At 62.9% G+C, this 14,900-nt stretch carries 18 protein-coding genes; 6 read left to right on the plus strand and 12 right to left on the minus strand.

What is annotated here, in order from left to right; translation table 11 throughout:
- Positions 1 to 54: 54 nt before the first annotated feature.
- From bluB to NKJ08_RS28490, 3 genes are all read left to right on the plus strand, one after another.
- A complete protein-coding gene (bluB, locus tag NKJ08_RS28480; protein WP_352784474.1) occupies positions 55 to 690 on the plus strand; it encodes a 5,6-dimethylbenzimidazole synthase in 636 nt (211 codons plus the stop codon).
- Between the two features lie 129 nt (positions 691 to 819).
- Positions 820 to 1,242 carry a nucleoside-diphosphate kinase gene (gene ndk / locus NKJ08_RS28485; protein WP_352530707.1) on the plus strand — a complete coding sequence of 141 codons (423 nt, stop codon included), beginning with the start codon at positions 820 to 822 and terminating at the stop codon, positions 1,240 to 1,242.
- Positions 1,243 to 1,386: 144 nt separating this feature from the next.
- The gene (locus NKJ08_RS28490) at positions 1,387 to 1,995 is read left to right on the plus strand and encodes a class I SAM-dependent methyltransferase (RefSeq protein WP_352780014.1); all 609 of its coding nucleotides are present in this window, start codon (positions 1,387 to 1,389) and stop codon (positions 1,993 to 1,995) included.
- Between the two features lie 68 nt (positions 1,996 to 2,063).
- Here NKJ08_RS28490 and NKJ08_RS28495 read toward each other — a convergent pair whose 3' ends face one another.
- The 7 genes from NKJ08_RS28495 to NKJ08_RS28525 all read right to left on the minus strand — a co-directional run bounded on the left by NKJ08_RS28495 (position 2,064) and on the right by NKJ08_RS28525 (position 7,890).
- The gene (locus NKJ08_RS28495) at positions 2,064 to 2,333 is read right to left on the minus strand and encodes a hypothetical protein (protein WP_352530711.1); all 270 of its coding nucleotides are present in this window, start codon (positions 2,331 to 2,333) and stop codon (positions 2,064 to 2,066) included.
- 407 nt (positions 2,334 to 2,740) lie between these two features.
- Positions 2,741 to 3,508: a YbaY family lipoprotein gene (locus NKJ08_RS28500; protein ID WP_352530713.1), complete on the minus strand. Its 768-nt coding sequence runs from the start codon at positions 3,506 to 3,508 to the stop codon at positions 2,741 to 2,743.
- A 91-nt stretch (positions 3,509 to 3,599) separates the two neighbouring features.
- Complete coding sequence (locus tag NKJ08_RS28505; RefSeq protein WP_352530715.1) at positions 3,600 to 4,079, minus strand: molybdenum cofactor biosynthesis protein MoaE; 480 nt, start codon at positions 4,077 to 4,079, stop codon at positions 3,600 to 3,602.
- Between the two features lie 3 nt (positions 4,080 to 4,082).
- Complete coding sequence (gene moaD / locus NKJ08_RS28510) at positions 4,083 to 4,340, minus strand: molybdopterin converting factor subunit 1 (RefSeq protein ID WP_352507910.1); 258 nt, start codon at positions 4,338 to 4,340, stop codon at positions 4,083 to 4,085.
- A 1-nt stretch (position 4,341) separates the two neighbouring features.
- Entirely contained in the window at positions 4,342 to 4,938 is a 597-nt protein-coding gene (gene pgsA / locus NKJ08_RS28515) for a CDP-diacylglycerol--glycerol-3-phosphate 3-phosphatidyltransferase (RefSeq protein ID WP_352530717.1), read from the minus strand.
- A gap of 100 nt (positions 4,939 to 5,038) precedes the next feature.
- Complete coding sequence (gene uvrC, locus NKJ08_RS28520) at positions 5,039 to 7,117, minus strand: excinuclease ABC subunit UvrC (RefSeq protein ID WP_352784481.1); 2,079 nt, start codon at positions 7,115 to 7,117, stop codon at positions 5,039 to 5,041.
- On the minus strand, positions 7,114 to 7,890 hold the full coding sequence (locus tag NKJ08_RS28525; protein ID WP_352530721.1) for an SDR family oxidoreductase: 777 nt from the start codon (positions 7,888 to 7,890) through the stop codon (positions 7,114 to 7,116). The genes uvrC and NKJ08_RS28525 overlap by 4 nt, the downstream gene beginning before the upstream one ends.
- Positions 7,891 to 8,312: 422 nt before the next feature.
- On the opposite strand from NKJ08_RS28525, the gene NKJ08_RS28530 reads away from it, so the two are divergent.
- Positions 8,313 to 8,963 (plus strand): outer membrane protein, encoded by a 651-nt coding sequence (locus tag NKJ08_RS28530; protein ID WP_292662341.1) that lies wholly within the window; start codon positions 8,313 to 8,315, stop codon positions 8,961 to 8,963.
- Between the two features lie 80 nt (positions 8,964 to 9,043).
- On the opposite strand, the gene NKJ08_RS28535 is transcribed toward NKJ08_RS28530, so the two are convergent.
- A complete protein-coding gene (locus NKJ08_RS28535) occupies positions 9,044 to 9,640 on the minus strand; it encodes a glutathione S-transferase family protein (protein ID WP_352784484.1) in 597 nt (198 codons plus the stop codon).
- Between the two features lie 498 nt (positions 9,641 to 10,138).
- On the opposite strand from NKJ08_RS28535, the gene NKJ08_RS28540 reads away from it, so the two are divergent.
- Positions 10,139 to 10,594: a hypothetical protein gene (locus NKJ08_RS28540; RefSeq protein ID WP_352784487.1), complete on the plus strand. Its 456-nt coding sequence runs from the start codon at positions 10,139 to 10,141 to the stop codon at positions 10,592 to 10,594.
- Positions 10,595 to 11,048: 454 nt separating this feature from the next.
- On the opposite strand, the gene NKJ08_RS28545 is transcribed toward NKJ08_RS28540, so the two are convergent.
- Complete coding sequence (locus NKJ08_RS28545; RefSeq protein WP_352530729.1) at positions 11,049 to 11,579, minus strand: DinB family protein; 531 nt, start codon at positions 11,577 to 11,579, stop codon at positions 11,049 to 11,051.
- Positions 11,580 to 11,673: 94 nt separating this feature from the next.
- On the opposite strand from NKJ08_RS28545, the gene NKJ08_RS28550 reads away from it, so the two are divergent.
- On the plus strand, positions 11,674 to 12,276 hold the full coding sequence (locus NKJ08_RS28550) for a TetR/AcrR family transcriptional regulator (RefSeq protein ID WP_352530734.1): 603 nt from the start codon (positions 11,674 to 11,676) through the stop codon (positions 12,274 to 12,276).
- A 152-nt stretch (positions 12,277 to 12,428) separates the two neighbouring features.
- Here the strand turns inward: NKJ08_RS28550 and NKJ08_RS28555 are convergent, their stop codons facing one another.
- From NKJ08_RS28555 to NKJ08_RS28565, 3 genes are all read right to left on the minus strand, one after another.
- Complete coding sequence (locus NKJ08_RS28555) at positions 12,429 to 13,181, minus strand: sulfite exporter TauE/SafE family protein (RefSeq protein ID WP_352530730.1); 753 nt, start codon at positions 13,179 to 13,181, stop codon at positions 12,429 to 12,431.
- 125 nt (positions 13,182 to 13,306) lie between these two features.
- Positions 13,307 to 13,759, minus strand: a complete 453-nt coding sequence (locus tag NKJ08_RS28560) for a hypothetical protein (RefSeq protein WP_352530732.1) — start codon at positions 13,757 to 13,759, stop codon at positions 13,307 to 13,309.
- A 123-nt stretch (positions 13,760 to 13,882) separates the two neighbouring features.
- Positions 13,883 to 14,731 (minus strand): 23S rRNA (adenine(2030)-N(6))-methyltransferase RlmJ, encoded by an 849-nt coding sequence (locus NKJ08_RS28565; protein WP_352530736.1) that lies wholly within the window; start codon positions 14,729 to 14,731, stop codon positions 13,883 to 13,885.
- Positions 14,732 to 14,900 lie beyond the last annotated feature (169 nt).

Here is a 14,900-nt window from a genome sequence, read left to right on the forward strand (position 1 = left end):
GCAAACAAGACGGATATCCGGTGAACCGGGCAATCACAACAAAGGCAGCGCGCCATGACCGCAAGCCCAGAATTCCCGGCCGACTTTCGCGCCGGGCTCGCCAACCTCTTCCTGTGGCGGCGCGACGTCAGGCGGTTCAAGCCGACGCCACTGCCCGAAGGCGCGCTGGAGCGGCTGCTCGACCTTACCAGCGCCGCGCCGTCGGTCGGGCTGAGCCAGCCCTGGCGTTTCGTCATCGTCGAGAGCGAAGCGTGCCGCGCCGCCGTCAGGGCATGCTTCGAGCGCTGCAATGCGGAGGCGCTCGCAACCTTTTGCGGCGAACGCGCCGCGCTTTACGCGCGCCTGAAGCTCGCCGGCCTGCATGAGGCGCCCTGCCAGTTCGCGGTTTTCGCCGACCGCGCAACCGAGCAAGGGCATGGGCTCGGCCGCCTGACCATGCCCGCCACCATAGACTATTCCGCGGTCATGGCGGTCCACACTATGTGGCTGGCGGCGCGTGCCGAAGGAATAGGCATGGGCTGGGTCTCAATCCTGGATCCGGTCGAGATGGCGACGATCCTGGACGTGCCTGCGGAGTGGACGCTGATCGGCTATTTCTGCGTCGGCTATCCAAGCGAGGAACACAGCGTGCCGACCTTGGAGCGAGAAGGTTGGGAGTTCCGGCGGCCGTCGATCATGATAACGCGATAGTGAAACTTGCAAGCAAGCCGCCACGAGTTGCAGCGCGAGATTGGGGCAAATCCGCTTCCCCTTGGCAAGGCGGCGGGCGGCTTGTATAGAGCCCGCCACCTTCAATTCCATTCTCATCAAGGACGACCCATGGCGCTCGAACGCACCTTTTCCATGATCAAGCCCGACGCAACCCGCCGCAATCTCACCGGCGCCATCACCAAGATGCTGGAAGATGCCGGTCTGCGCGTCGTCGCTTCGCGCCGGGTGTGGATGAGCCGCCGTGAGGCGGAAGGTTTTTATGCTGTCCACAAGGAGCGTCCGTTCTTCGGCGAGCTGGTCGAGTCCATGTCGTCAGGTCCGACCATCGTGCAGGTACTGGAAGGCGAGAACGCCATTGCCAAAAACCGCGAAGTGATGGGCGCCACCAATCCGGCCAGCGCCGCCGAAGGCACTATCCGCAAGGTGCACGCGCTGTCGATCGGCGAGAATTCCGTGCACGGTTCCGATGCGCCGGAAACCGCCGCGCAGGAGATCAAATACTGGTTCTCGGACACCGAAATCGTCGGCTGAGCCGGCATCCTGCTCCCCATCAAAGAGGCCGGCACAATGTCGGCCTTTTTCGTTAGCGGACATTTCAGGTTCAGGCTCCTCGACGGGTGCGTTAAGGTCGAGGCATGGATCAAACGCCGTCCCGACAATAGAGCCGACCAGTCCATGACCAGCACCATTCCCGGCTTCTTCCAGGGCACCGAGATGCCGACCGGCGGCTGGTGGGAAGCGTTGTGGCCCGACCCTGCCGGGGTGTTGACGGCGGTGGGAATGAAGCCCGGCATGGATGTGGTCGATCTCTGCTGCGGCGACGGCTGGTTCACGCTGCCGCTCGCCAAGGTCGCCCGTCACGTCATCGCCATCGACATCGATGCCGATCTGCTCGAAGTCGTCCGGCGCCGGCTGGCCGAAGGCGGCGTGACCAATTGCGAGTTTGTGGCAGGCGACGCCTATGAGCTTGCCAGGCTGGTGTCCCGGCCCGTCGACCTGGTCTTCATGGCCAACGCTTTCCACGGCGTTCCGGACCGGCCGCGCCTCGCCCGCGCCGTGCGGGCGACGCTTGGCCCGGCCGGTCGTTTTGCCATCGTCAACTGGCACCAGAACCCGCGCGAGCAAACCACGGTCCTGGGCGAGCCGCGTGGACCGAAGACTGAGCTGAGGCTGTCGCCAGAACAGACCATCGTCGCCGTCGAAGCAAGCGGTCTCAAGCTCGCCAAGCTTGTGGACGTGCCGCCCTATCATTACGGCGCGGTGTTCAAGCAAACGACGGCCTGAGACCGCCTGCCGGAAACAGCTCGTCGCCGGTGCTTACCCGCCGCCCCCTCGCGGCGGGTTCTGCCAGTCTATTTCGCCTGGCGTTCCTTCACGTTCGCATGTTCATTCGCCGCTTCCGTGTCGGTGGCCGGCGTCTGTGTATCGTGACCTGTGAACGGACTGCCCTGCCCCGGCGCGAGATCGCCGCTGTGGCCGGCCTTGTTGGTCTGGAAGGGTTGGCTATCCGGACTGAGACCATGCTGAAGGGCGTCGAACAGATGGTCGTCCGCCTTGGCAAAGCCGGTAAAGGCAAGAAGCGATGCACCTGTGGCAGCAAGGATAAGCGGGTGCGTTTTCATCTCTGGACTCCTTTGAGTGGCCAGAACGAGCCGCAGCCATTCTGGCGGCTTCAACGAAGGGACAAACGTCCCTTTTGCCTCACCCGCCGTCTACGGGAGGATAACGCTCCCTCTGCCTGGTCTATTCCGGCTGAAACACATTGTGATCGATAGTTCCGCCCCGCTGCGAAGATTTGACCCTGTGGCATCGAGGTGGCCGGGTCCGGCAAACGCGCGGAAGACGCGATGCTTCGCGACGACCTGATAGCCTTGACGGATTCGCAATGGGTCATCGCAATCCTCGTCGACGCCGTGGCGTGCATCACGGCCGATTTTTTTTAGAGCCGGGATGGTGTTCAAAGGCGCTAAGGAGGTTGAGTTCACCTGCCCTGCAGGGGCCGCATACACTCTCCGGCGGTTTGAGAGGCCTAACTCGCGGCGTTGAAGCGCAGGATGACGCGGTCGTCCTTGTCGGCGATAACAAGCTTGCCGGCGTCGATGTGGTAGCACGCCGCCTTGGCCAGCGCCTCGAACAGCGCCTTTTCCTCGGCCATGACCTGAGGCGCGCAGGCCTTGAAGGTCGAGCCGATGTCGCCGATGGCGATCTTCGAACCGTCGACCGTGGCAGTGGCGAAATAGACGTTGCAAGGTCCGCTGCCGCCGGCCTTGCCGGCCTGGCTGATCCGGAATGTCGCCTGTGGTTCGGCAATCACGCCGATGCCTTCGATATATTCGACCAGCCAGCTCTGGCCGAATACGGAGGCTGCCGCCGGCGCGTCGCTCGGCGCCGCCATTTTCAGCATGATGGTCAGCGGTGCATCGCTCAGCGGGTCGATTTGATGACGTTCATCAGAGATGAACAGCAGCCTGTCGTCGGCGGTTATGCGGGCCTGCAACGCGTAGGTCATGTTCGGCCGGATCACCTGCGGATCGAAGCTGATCTCGAACTTGATCGGCACCTGGCCGGCCGGTACCACCTTGCGCTCGCCGATGATTGCGGCCGGCGCGTCGGCCAGCGAGACGTCGGCAAGCTGCACGGACAGCACGGCATTGGGCGGCAGTGCGATGCGCTCGCGATACGTTACTTCGCCCTTGAGGGTCTTTTCAGCGGCCACGGAAAGCTCCGGCACGACCAATATGCCAATGACAAGCGGCACAAACCCGAAGATGAAGAACTCGGCGATCCTGTCCAGCATGATCCTGCTCCCCTTCCGGCCAAAGGTCTCGCAGGATTGCGGTCAATGCATGGCCGTCGGGGCATGGCGATCGGGGCATGGCTGTCGGGATTTATTCCGACGGCGGCTGCTTCCAGCGGCCCGCCGCCTCAGTGTCGGCCTCCTTGGCGTCGACCCAGCCGCCCTCGGAACCGTCGCTATGGTGTTCCTTTTTCCAGAATGGCGCCCGTGATTTTAGATAGTCCATCAGGAAATTCGCGGCCTCGAACGCCGCCTGCCGGTGCGCCGAAGCCGCCACCACCAGCACGATGTTTTCGCCGGGCGCTATCTTGCCGTGGCGGTGGATGGCGGTGAGCCCCTGCAGCGGCCAGCGCTCGATTGCCTCGGCGGCGATGCGGCCGATCTCGGCTTCGGCCATGCCGGGATAATGTTCGAGCTCGAGTGCCGAGAGCCTGCCTTGCTCGTCGCGGCAAAGGCCAGAGAAGGTCACCACAGCGCCGACGTCGTTGCGACCCTGGGTCAGCCTGGCGATCTCGGCGGCGACGTCGAAATCCTCCGCCTGGATGCGCACGACAGGCACCACCGCGGACATGGTTCAGCCACCGGTCATCGGCGGGAACAGCGCGATCTCGCGCGCGCCGGCGATCTTCTCGCGGTGCTCGACATGTTCCTGGTTGATGGCGACGCGGATCACATCAGGATATTGCAGCGCGTGCTCGTATTCCTCGCCGCGTGATTTCAGCCAGCGCAACAGGTCGGCGACCGTTTCGATGCCGGCCGGCAATTCGACGTCTTCTTCGGGTCTGCCGATCCGCTCGCGCACCCAGGCGAAATAAATGAGCTTCGTCGACATGCTACTCGTCCATGATGTGCTTGAGGCCGGCGCGGAAATAGTCGTAGCCGGTGTAGAGCGTGACCAGGGCGGCAATCCACAGCAGCACCAGCCCGGTTTGCGTCGTCAGCGGGAAGATCTTGTCGCCAGCGGGGCCCGCAAGCAGGAAGGCGATGGCGACCATCTGGATGGTGGTCTTCCATTTGGCCAGTTGCGTTACCGGCACCGAGACCTTCAGGGCCGCCAAATATTCGCGTAGCCCCGAGACCAGGATCTCGCGGCACAGGATGATGATCGCCGCCCATAGCGACCAGCCGGCGATGCCGGCATGGCGGTCGGTGTCGGCGGCCAGCAGCAGCAGGCAAGTGGCGACGAGCAGCTTGTCGGCGATCGGGTCGAGCATCTTGCCAATATTCGAGGTCTGCTGCCAGGCGCGCGCAAAATAGCCATCGAAATAATCGGTGATCGAGGCGAGCAGAAAAATGATGAGCGCCGACCACCGCGCGAAGTCGCTCGATTTCAGATGCCCTTCCAAGAAGAAGCACAGCACGACCAGCGGCACCGCGAGAATGCGAGCGTAGGTGAGCATGTTGGGCAGGTTGAACGCGCGCTGGGCCATGTTTTGGGAACTCTTTCTGCCTGCTTAGTCAAATCAGAAGCGAATGTGGGGGGTCAACAGGCCAGAATCGATTAGCCAGCCGAAATATCGGCAATAGGTCTTAGCTCTCGTGAAAATGATTGTAGACCAGTTTCGCCACCTGCTCTGAAATGCCGTCGACCTTGACCAGGTCCTCGACGGCGGCGCGGCTGACCGCCTTGGCCGTGCCGAAATGCATCAGCAGCGCGCGCTTGCGGCCGGGGCCGATGCCGCTGATCTCGTCGAGCGGGCTCTTGACCATCTCCTTCTTGCGGCGGGCGCGGTGCGAACCGATGGCGAAGCGATGGACCTCGTCGCGCAGCCGCTGGACGAAATAGAGCACCGGATCGCGCACGGGCAGCGAGAACGAGTCCCTGCCCTTGACGAAGAAGCGTTCGCGGCCGGCGTCACGGTCCTGACCCTTGGCGATGCCAATGGCGACGACTCGGTCCTGGATGCCGAGATCGGAGAGGATCTTGCGCACCGCCGTCATCTGGCCTTGGCCGCCATCGATGAGAATGACGTCGGGCCAGGCCGGGAAGCCGCCCGCGTCCTCGATATCGTCGCCTGATTCAGTTGGCTTCGCTTCGTCCGTGCCCTCGGTTTGCGGCGCATCGCCATGTTCCTTCAACAGCCGCGAGAAGCGCCGCTGCATCACCTCGCGCATCATGCCGAAATCGTCACCCGGCGTGATCTCGGTCGAGCGGATGTTGAACTTTCGATACTGGTTCTTCACAAAACCTTCCGGCCCGGCGACGACCATGGCGCCGACGGCGTTGGTGCCCATGATGTGCGAATTGTCGTAGACCTCGATGCGCACCGGCGGCTTTTCCAGGCCGAAGGTCTCGGCAAAGCCGATGAGCAGCCGCGCCTGGGTCGAGGTCTCGGCGAGCCGCCGGCCGAGCGCTTCGCGCGCGTTCTGCAGCGCGTTGTCGGTCAAATCCTTCTTCTCGCCGCGCTGCGGCACCGAGATCGATACCTTGCGGCCGGCGCGGGTGGAGAGAGCCTCCGCCAGCAATTCCTGGTCCTCAACGCCATGCGACAACAGGATGGCGCGCGGCGTCGGCTTGTCGTCGTAGAACTGCGCCAGGAACGAACCCAGCACCTCGCCGGCTTCGAGCGCCGGATCGGCCTTGGGAAAATAGGCGCGGTTGCCCCAGTTCTGGCCGGTGCGGAAGAAGAACACCTGGATGCAGACCTGGCCGCCCTCCTGATGGATGGCGAAGACATCGGCCTCGTCGATGGTCTGCGGATTGATACCTTGATGGCTCTGCACATGCGACAGCGCCGCCAGCCGGTCGCGATAGATGGCGGCGCGTTCGAAATCGAGGTTTTCCGACGCCTGCTGCATGGCAGCGGAGATCTCCGTCTTCACCTTCTGGCTGCGGCCGGAGAGAAAGTCCTTCGCCTCGGTGACGAGCCTGGCATAGTCGCCATGCGAGATTTCGCCGGTGCACGGGCCGGCACAACGCTTGATCTGGAACAAAAGGCAAGGCCGGGTGCGGTTCTCGTAGAAGGAGTTGGTGCAGCTCCTGAGCAGGAAGGCGCGCTGCAGCGAATTGATGGTGCGGCCGACGGCGCCGGCCGAGGCGAAGGGGCCGAAATAGTCGCCCTTGCGCGAGCGCGCGCCGCGGTGCTTGTAGATACCGGGCGAGACATGGTCGCCGGTCAACAGGATATAGGGGAACGACTTGTCGTCGCGCATCAGCACGTTGAACCGCGGCCGCAAGCGCTTGATGAGGTTGGCTTCAAGCAGCAGCGCTTCGATCTCGGTGCGGGTGACGACGAACTCCATCGTCGACGTCTCGCGCACCATGCGGCCGATGCGGCTGGTGTGGAACCGGCCTTGCGCGTAGCTGGTGACCCGCTTCTTCAGGCTGCGTGCCTTGCCGACATAGAGCACGTCGCCGGCGGCATTCATCATGCGGTAGACGCCGGGCGCATTGGGCAGTCGCTTGACCAGCGTCTGGATCACCTCGGCGCCGACCATGCCGTCGGCATCGCCGGCATGCGGCGTCCAGTCGATGGCGGTGAAGGTGACCTCCGGCCCACCGGCGGCAGGCTCGACGACCTCCTCGGCCGCCTCGTCCTCGAGGTCGACGTCAGGCGGCAGGTCGTCGGCGCCGCCGCGCGTTTTTTGCTTCTGGTCCATGGGGCTCATTCCGTCATGCCTGTCACATCGGGCGTCTGCCATGCAAGATGCTGGCCGCCGTCAAGCGCGATCATCTGGCCGGTGACCGAGCGCGCCGCCCAGAGATAACGGATAGTGGCACCGAATTCCGGCAATTCCGGGCCGCGTTTCAGGATCAGGCCTGCAATCTGCGCATCGAAATCGCTGTCGTGCTGACGAGTGTTCTTTAACGTCGGGCCAGGACCGATGGCGTTGACGCGGATGCGGGGACCCAGCGCCTGCGCCATCATCTCGGTCGCTGCCCACAAGGTCGACTTCGACAGCGCATAGGAGAAATAACGCGGCGTCGGCCGCCAGACGCGCTGATCGATCATGTTGACGATCAGGCCTTCGCCGCCCTGCGGCAAGGCCCGGGCGAAAGTCTGCGCCAACAGCGCCGGCGCCTTGACATGCACGGCGAAATGGCGATCCCAGGCCGGCCAGTCGAAATCCTCAACGCTGTCGTGCTCGAACAGCGAGGCGTTGTTGATCAGCAGCGACACTGGCCCGAGCGCCGCCGCCGCGCGGCCGACAAGGTCGCCGACGGCGTCCATGTCGGTCAGGTCGGCGGCAACCACAGCGGCCCGGCCATTTCGACCAAAATGACCACCATTGATTTTGGCCGCCAGCGCCTCCGCCTCGGCCAGCGAGCGATTGCAATGGATGGCGACGGCAAAACCATGCGCGGCAAGATCCTCGACGATGGCCCTGCCGATCCGCTTCGCCCCGCCCGTCACCAGTGCCGTCGCGGCGACCTTGCTCATCCGTCAATCCTCAATCTAATCGCGATTCCGATCTGCCGGCATCGTGCCGACAAAATATGGCCCGCCAAGCGTTAAATCCCGTTTCCACCTGGGGCAGGATTGTGGCAAAGCGGCCTCATCGACGTCCTGTTCGATCGGATTCGGGCCCGGCCCAACCGCAATATAGGGCGCTGAACGCCTTGCACCAAGCTGGGTGCAGTGCAGCACGGCGAACCTGCTGACATCTCGCTGTTGCGAAGATGCAACGTCAAGGTTCTGCCTCATTCGTGCCGGAGAATGACCCAAGTTCAGGTTCGCTTCAGCCGCATTTCGACACGACATTTGGAACCGTTGAACGCCGGATCCGTTTCACCCCCCCGGACGGGTTGAGGGCGCTCATGAAAAAACAAGCCTGTGTCCTGTGGCTTAAGGAGTAAAGAACAATGCAAGCCAATCTTAAATTTGCGCGACCGCTCGCGGTGGCGTTTGGGCTGTTCGCCCTCGGCGGAACCGCCTATGCCGCGGACGTGGTTCAGGAAGAGCCGCCGGCACCTGCCCCGATCGCCGAACTTCCGGTCGCATCCTGGGCCGGTCCCTATGCCGGTGTGAGCGTCGGCTACGGCTTCGCGGGCCATGCCAAAGCCAAAGACATTGGTGTCGACGTCGACACCAAGGGTTTTGTCGGCGGCGTCTTCGGCGGCTATAACTGGCAGCAGGAGAACTTCGTTTACGGTGCCGAAGCCGATATCGGCTATAACGGCGTCAAGGGCGACGATGCCGGCATCGAGGCCAAGGGTGGCTTCGAAGGCTCGCTGCGCGCTCGCCTCGGCTACGCCGTCACCCCGGACATCCTGCTCTACGGCACCGCCGGTGGCGCGCTGAAGAACCAGAAGATAGAAGCCGCCGGCGTCAGCGACACCAACACCCAGTTTGGCTGGACAGCCGGCGTGGGTACCGACATCAAGATCACCGACAATGTGTTCGGCCGTGTCGAGTATCGTTACACAGACTTCGGCAGGAAGGACTTCGATGGTATCGGCAAGGTCAAGTCGACCGACAACCGCGTCACGTTCGGCGTTGGTATGAAGTTCTGAGTCGTCCAAGCCACGACACGAAAAAAGCCGGGCCTCGCGCCCGGCTTTTTTTGTGGGTACCGGTTGAGACCGCCTGCTGATCAAGCCGGGATGCCGGGCTTCAGCTCCGGGAATTTCTCGTCGAAGCGTGCCGCCCAGCGCGTCAGCCGGCCGCGGCCCTTTTCCCATTTTCCGGCGAAGCGCAGCGAGAGATAGCCGAGGCAGGCGCGCAGCGCGATCTGGCCGACGGTGATCTTCTTCGGCAGCTTCGGCGGGTTGGCGTTGAACAGGTCGAGCGCGGCCGAGATCTTCGTCCACTGGCGCTCGAGCCAGGGCTGGTAAACCATCTCTTCCGGCCGCGTGCGCCGCTCATAGACCATCGACAGCGCGCAGTCGCAAATGCCGTCGGCCAAAGCCTCCAGAACCTCCGCCTCGAGGCGCTTGTCGGGATTGCGCGGAAATAATGCGTTCTTCGACATCCGGTTGAGATGCTGGGTGATGGCTCGGCTGTCGTGGACCGAGCGGCCGTCGTCGAGCACCAGCACCGAGATCTTGCCGAGCGGATTGGCGCCGATCAGCTCGGCCGGCCTTTCCTCGGTCCTTATCGGCACGAGATCGACCGCAATGCCGGCATAAAGTGCTGCCATGCGCACCTTGGAACTGTAGGGAGAAGTAGACGCGTAGAGCAGTCTTGGCATTGTTGATTCCTGTTTGCCGGCTACAGCTCCGCACGCCCTGTTGGACGCGCAAAGGACGCGGTAGCATTCTGACTTCGCGCATGACCCTCACCGAAACGCGATTCCGATTGGGGCTCGTGCGCGGGCACTGTTGACCGATCATGCTGGCTTCATCAACGGCCAGAGGCGGAAAACCGCGCCGCCAGCGTGCAGCGATTGCCTCGACACATCAATCTCGATGCGATGAGCCGCAGTGCTGCGGCAGACGCGAGCAGGTCGGACAATCCAAATCCGATCAGCTACCAACTCGGCCTTGCACCGAAGGTTGGTCTTTGGCAGCCACGGAAGTCCCACCGGACTTCGCCGCATGGCGAAGTCCTGGAGCTGCGAAAAGACGTCTTCCTCCCGCCTCTTTCTCGTCCTGTCCGACCGCCAACCCGCAAGCGAGGCGCCTGTCCGGCATCCCGCTCTGGCTGTCTTGCGTACTGTCCCCGGCGATCGGAGAACCGCGACTACTTCTTGGCCTTCGCCTTTGCGGGCGCTGCCTTCGGCTTGGCCGCGGGCGCTGCTTTCTTCACTGCTGCAGAAGATTTCGCAGCGGCGGCCTTTGCAGGTGCTGCCTTCTTCGCGGCGGGTTTCGCGGCGGCCTTTGCAGCCGGCTTCTTGGCCGGTGCCGCCTTCTTTGCCGGTGCAGCCTTGGCCTTCGCCGGTGCAGCCTTGGCCTTGGCCGGTGCTGCTTTCTTCACGGCCGGTTTTGCCGCGGCCTTGGCGACCGGCTTTTTGGCCGGCGCTGCTTTTGCCTTAGGCGCGGCGGCCTTCGCTTTGGCAGCGGGTGCTGCTTTCTTCACAGCAGTTGCGGCCTTTGCCGCCGCTGCTTTTACTGGTGCTTTTTTTGCCGGTGACTTGGATGCCGGCGCTTTGGATGACTGTTTAGCCATATCATGCCCCTTCCGTTGTGCCGACGGCCGTTATTGACCCGGCGCGCAATGCATATCTGACTCGCGGCTTGCTAGCCAGCGAAGCATTAGAATGATTTTGCAGCTTAAGTTTTGGTTACGGCGAGCGCGCGACCATCTTGCCGACGCAAAATCGGCTGCGAATCTTCGTCTCCCGCAACGAAGTTCTGCGACCGAAATTCTGCTCGCTCTATCTCGACCGGTCTTCTCGTCAAGCTCAGGACTTTTCGAGCGGCTTTGCGCTTCAACGTCCAACGCCTGCCGCGAAGATTATCAAGGTCGAAGGCGTCGCTCGGCTCGTCTTGTCCAGCGCGATGAACTACAGGAAAGGTGAAAGCAACGACGCGAGCGTGCCGGCGTACCATCTTGCACGACGCAATAAAAGTAAGCTGATAGCTCGCATTTCGGAAAGACAGGATCTCACTCGATAGATCCGGTCGAGCCGACCTCGCGAATCGAAAGCCTTCGGCCGGTCAGGCGCCGAGCGGCTCGCGCTGCATCTGCAGCCGGCGTGAAGGCTCGGCCCGGTGGAGATGGACGGCGAAGGTATCCCATGGCGGCATGACGGAAACCTGCGCCAGGATACGCCCTGCTTCACCGCGATGATAGCCGCCGTGCAATACAACGTGGGTCAGCATTTCCTGTCGCGACATCAATGCCTTATCCCCATCGGTGAACACGAACGCGACGGGCTCCGAGAGCTGTCGCGACGAAACGGTTTGGAGATAGTCGAGATACCAGCGATCGGTCGTCGCAACCGCGGCGCGAAGTTCGCCGAGCGCCGGCGTGTCCTCTGTATTATCAGCGGAGTAGCCATGATTTGCACCAACCAGGTGCGCCGAGAATATCCGCGACACCACATGGCTGTGATCGACGAGCCGCATTGCGGCCTGCCGTTCCTTGCCGTGAACGCGTGGGTCGAGACTCGCGAGTTTTTCCAGCAGTTCGTCATTGGCCCAGGCCTGATAGGTAAACAGGCTGCGAAGCAGGGCGAGCGCACTCATGGTCGGTGTCCTTTTGTGGAAATGCGAGTATGTTGTTTATATTTTCAGGAGAATGGGCGGTGTGTCTACTCGCATTGCAAAACCGCATCCGCGCATGCGCAAGCAGCCGCGCCAGGCGCGTTCGAGAGCGACCGTTGAGGCGATTATCGAGGCGGGGGCTCATGTTCTGAGCGGGCTGGGCTGGACCGGCTTCACCACCAACAAGGTGGCCGAGACGGCAGGCGTGAGCATCGGCACCTTCTACCAGTATTTCCCCGACAAGCTTTCCCTGCTCGAAGCCATCCGGCGCCGCCACTTCGATCATGTGCTGTCGGTCATTCACGATTCGGCGGAAGATCAAAAGCCGCTCAGGAAATTCGCGCAGGAGCTGGTGCGCGGCATGATCGCGGCGCACGGCATCCACCCGACGCTACACCAGGTGCTGCTCGACGAGGCGCCGGGCGATCGCGGCTCCAGGGCCGCCCATGCTTCGTTCCAGACACAATATCTGAACCACTACGCGACCGCCGTCGCCGCCTATCGCAAGCCAAGGAAAGGCGCCGACACGGAGACCGTGGCGCGCGTGCTGTCATCGGCGATCGAGGGGGTGATCCATAACGCGGCACGCCGGAACATGCTCGCCGCGCCGGAGCTGCAAAAGCAACTCGTCGAACTGATCTGCGCCTACCTATCCGGCGCGGGCCGCATCGGTCGATAGCGCAGGGCACGACTGTGCAGGTGCCGGCTATAGGCGACACCAAGCGGACGGCGCGACTTTCACGACCATGTCGTGTTGCCGCCACCTCAATTGCAATGCCGCGGCATTGGCAAACGACTTGCGGCGGAAGTCGGGAATTTCTTACGTCAGATTCAAACCCGGCTCATGAGGTGCGGTAAGGCCGATGCCAACAATGCTGCACCTGATGCGGCCAAGAGTGTGAGGACGATCTTTCGAAACGTTGCTTCGCTAATGCCGATATAGAATCTCGCGCCAAGGAGTGTTGGTATCAACATGGCCGGCGCGACGATGGCGAACATCGGCAGCATTTCGAGCTTGATCTTTCCGGCCGCAAGATAGGCAGCCATCGTCATGGAGAGGGTCACCAGGTTGAAATTCTGGATAACAATGCGCTGCCTGTCCTTTTCCCATTGGCGCAGCACGCACCACAGCGTTGGAACCGGGCCGGTGAAGCCGCCAAGTCCACCCATGATGCCGCCAACCAGACCTATTGCACCGTCTGCAACAGGACCCCCGACCGTGATGGGAGGGAGGCGACGGGCAAAGAGCATCAAGGGACACCAAACGACCAGCAGCGCTCCGAAGACCAACTTGAACAACTGCACATCCAGTAAGGGCAGGATGGCGACACCGACCGGAACCCCGATGGTCCCCCCGATCAGGAATGGCAGCAGAAGCTTGAGGTCGAAGCCCCGGCGGACGGTGACGGCGGCGATGATCTGGCCGGTGAGCGCTCCAAAGACCGCCATGGCAGCAGCAAGCTGGGGCTCGACGGTCCAAACCCAAAACGACATGGCAACCAGGCTGAAAGCGAACCCGGACAGGCCCTGGACGAAGCCTGCAACGACCGCCCCAATTGCAACAATGTAAACAAGCGAGTCCATGCAGTGCTGTTTCCCCGCAAACTCGTGACAGCAGATCGCGTTTCCCGCGAATGCCGCGCCGCGTGGAAACGGTGACGGTCGATCAAGTGGCCGGTGCTAAAAAGTCGGAGTCAGCCGGTGCGCAATTAACGCAGGACGCGGCAGCGGCTGTTATAGACCATCCAGCGGTCGAAGCCCGAGACGCAGAATTCGACATTGTCGCCGATCGAGGCAAAACCCTGGCCTTCCTCGATCAAGTACCAGATGGTACGGGCGCGGCCATCGGAGAGGCTGACGGTGGCGCCGCAATAGCGGCGGCCAATCGGCCAGGTGTCGTCGGCCGGCAAATAGCGATGCTGGTGGATGCGCTGGAAATCGACGATCTGCACATCGGGCAGATGCGGCACGTGATGCACCTGATAGGAGAAGCGGTCGGTGATCTTGTTCAGCACCCAGGCCTCGCCGCAGACGCCACTGTCCTCGTCGGTATAGATTGCGAGGTCGGCCGCCTGCACCGCCTGGGTAACGCCAAGAGGTGCGGCCAGCGGCGTGCAAAAGGCGAGCAGTGCGGCAAGGGCGGATTGGGCGAAGCGAGTCATGGCAGCCTCTCAAGGTCGACTGTGCGCACTGTGCGGATTCGCTGACGCGCGGTCAAGCGGTTGTAGCGACGGCGGTTGGAGTGACGCGGTTTCGCCGATGGAACGGCAAGGCCGCACCTCAAACTACTCTCCCGCCAGCCGGTCCAGCATCCAGCGGGATGGCTGCTCGACCGCGAGCAGCCTGTGCAAGGCCGGCAGCAGCGTCCGTAACTCGCCCTCCAGAGTGAAGGGCGGATTGACCACAACCATGCCGCAGCCGTCGAGGCTTGGCTCGGCCGAGGCCGGCCTGATCTCAAAGCCGATGTCGAGCAGCTTCGGAACGCCTGTCCGCTTCAGAGCCGCGCGGAAGGCGGCGACCGCCTTGCGGTCCTTGAGCGGATACCACAGCGCGTAAATCCCGCCTGGCCAGCGCCGGTGGGCTCTTTGCAGCCCGTCGACGAGGCGGTCGAACTCGCCCTCTTCCTCGAAAGGCGGATCGACGAGCACGAGGCCGCGCTTCTCCTTTGGCGGCAGATGCGCGCCGAGCGCCAGCCAGCCGTCGAGCTCGATCACCCGGGTCTGGAAATCGCCTTCGAATAGCGCCTTCAACCTGACGACATCCTTGGGGTGCAGCTCGACCGCCGAAAGCCGATCCTGCTTGCGCATCAGGTGCCGGGCGACCAGCGGCGAACCCGGGTATTTTTTCACGCCACCCTCCGGATTGAGCGAACGGACGGCTTCAAGGTACGGCGCCAGCAGTGCTGCCGTCGGCGCATCGAGGGCCGCATCGACCAGCCGGCCGATGCCGCCTTGCCACTCGCCGGTCTTTTGCGCTTCGATCGAGGACAGATCGTAGCGGCTGATGCCGGCATGGGTGTCGATGACGCGAAACGCCTTGTCCTTCTGCTTCAGATATTCGATCAGCCGGCTGAGCACGACGTGCTTAACGACGTCGGCGAAATTTCCGGCATGATAGGCGTGGCGGTAGTTCAATTGGAGCCCCTGCCCCAGCGCGGCGGCGGCTGCGAGTTCGGATTTTCCGGCCGGCGGCCGCCGAAACGGAATGCCAGTACCAGCCCGACCAGGCCGGGCGCCATCAGCGAAACCCCGATCGGCCGCGCTCGGCCGTCGACCTCGCCGGCGCCCGAGCGCAGGACGAGGT

Source organism: Mesorhizobium sp. M0244, assembly GCF_040321795.1.
Taxonomy (GTDB): Bacteria; Pseudomonadota; Alphaproteobacteria; order Rhizobiales; family Rhizobiaceae; genus Mesorhizobium.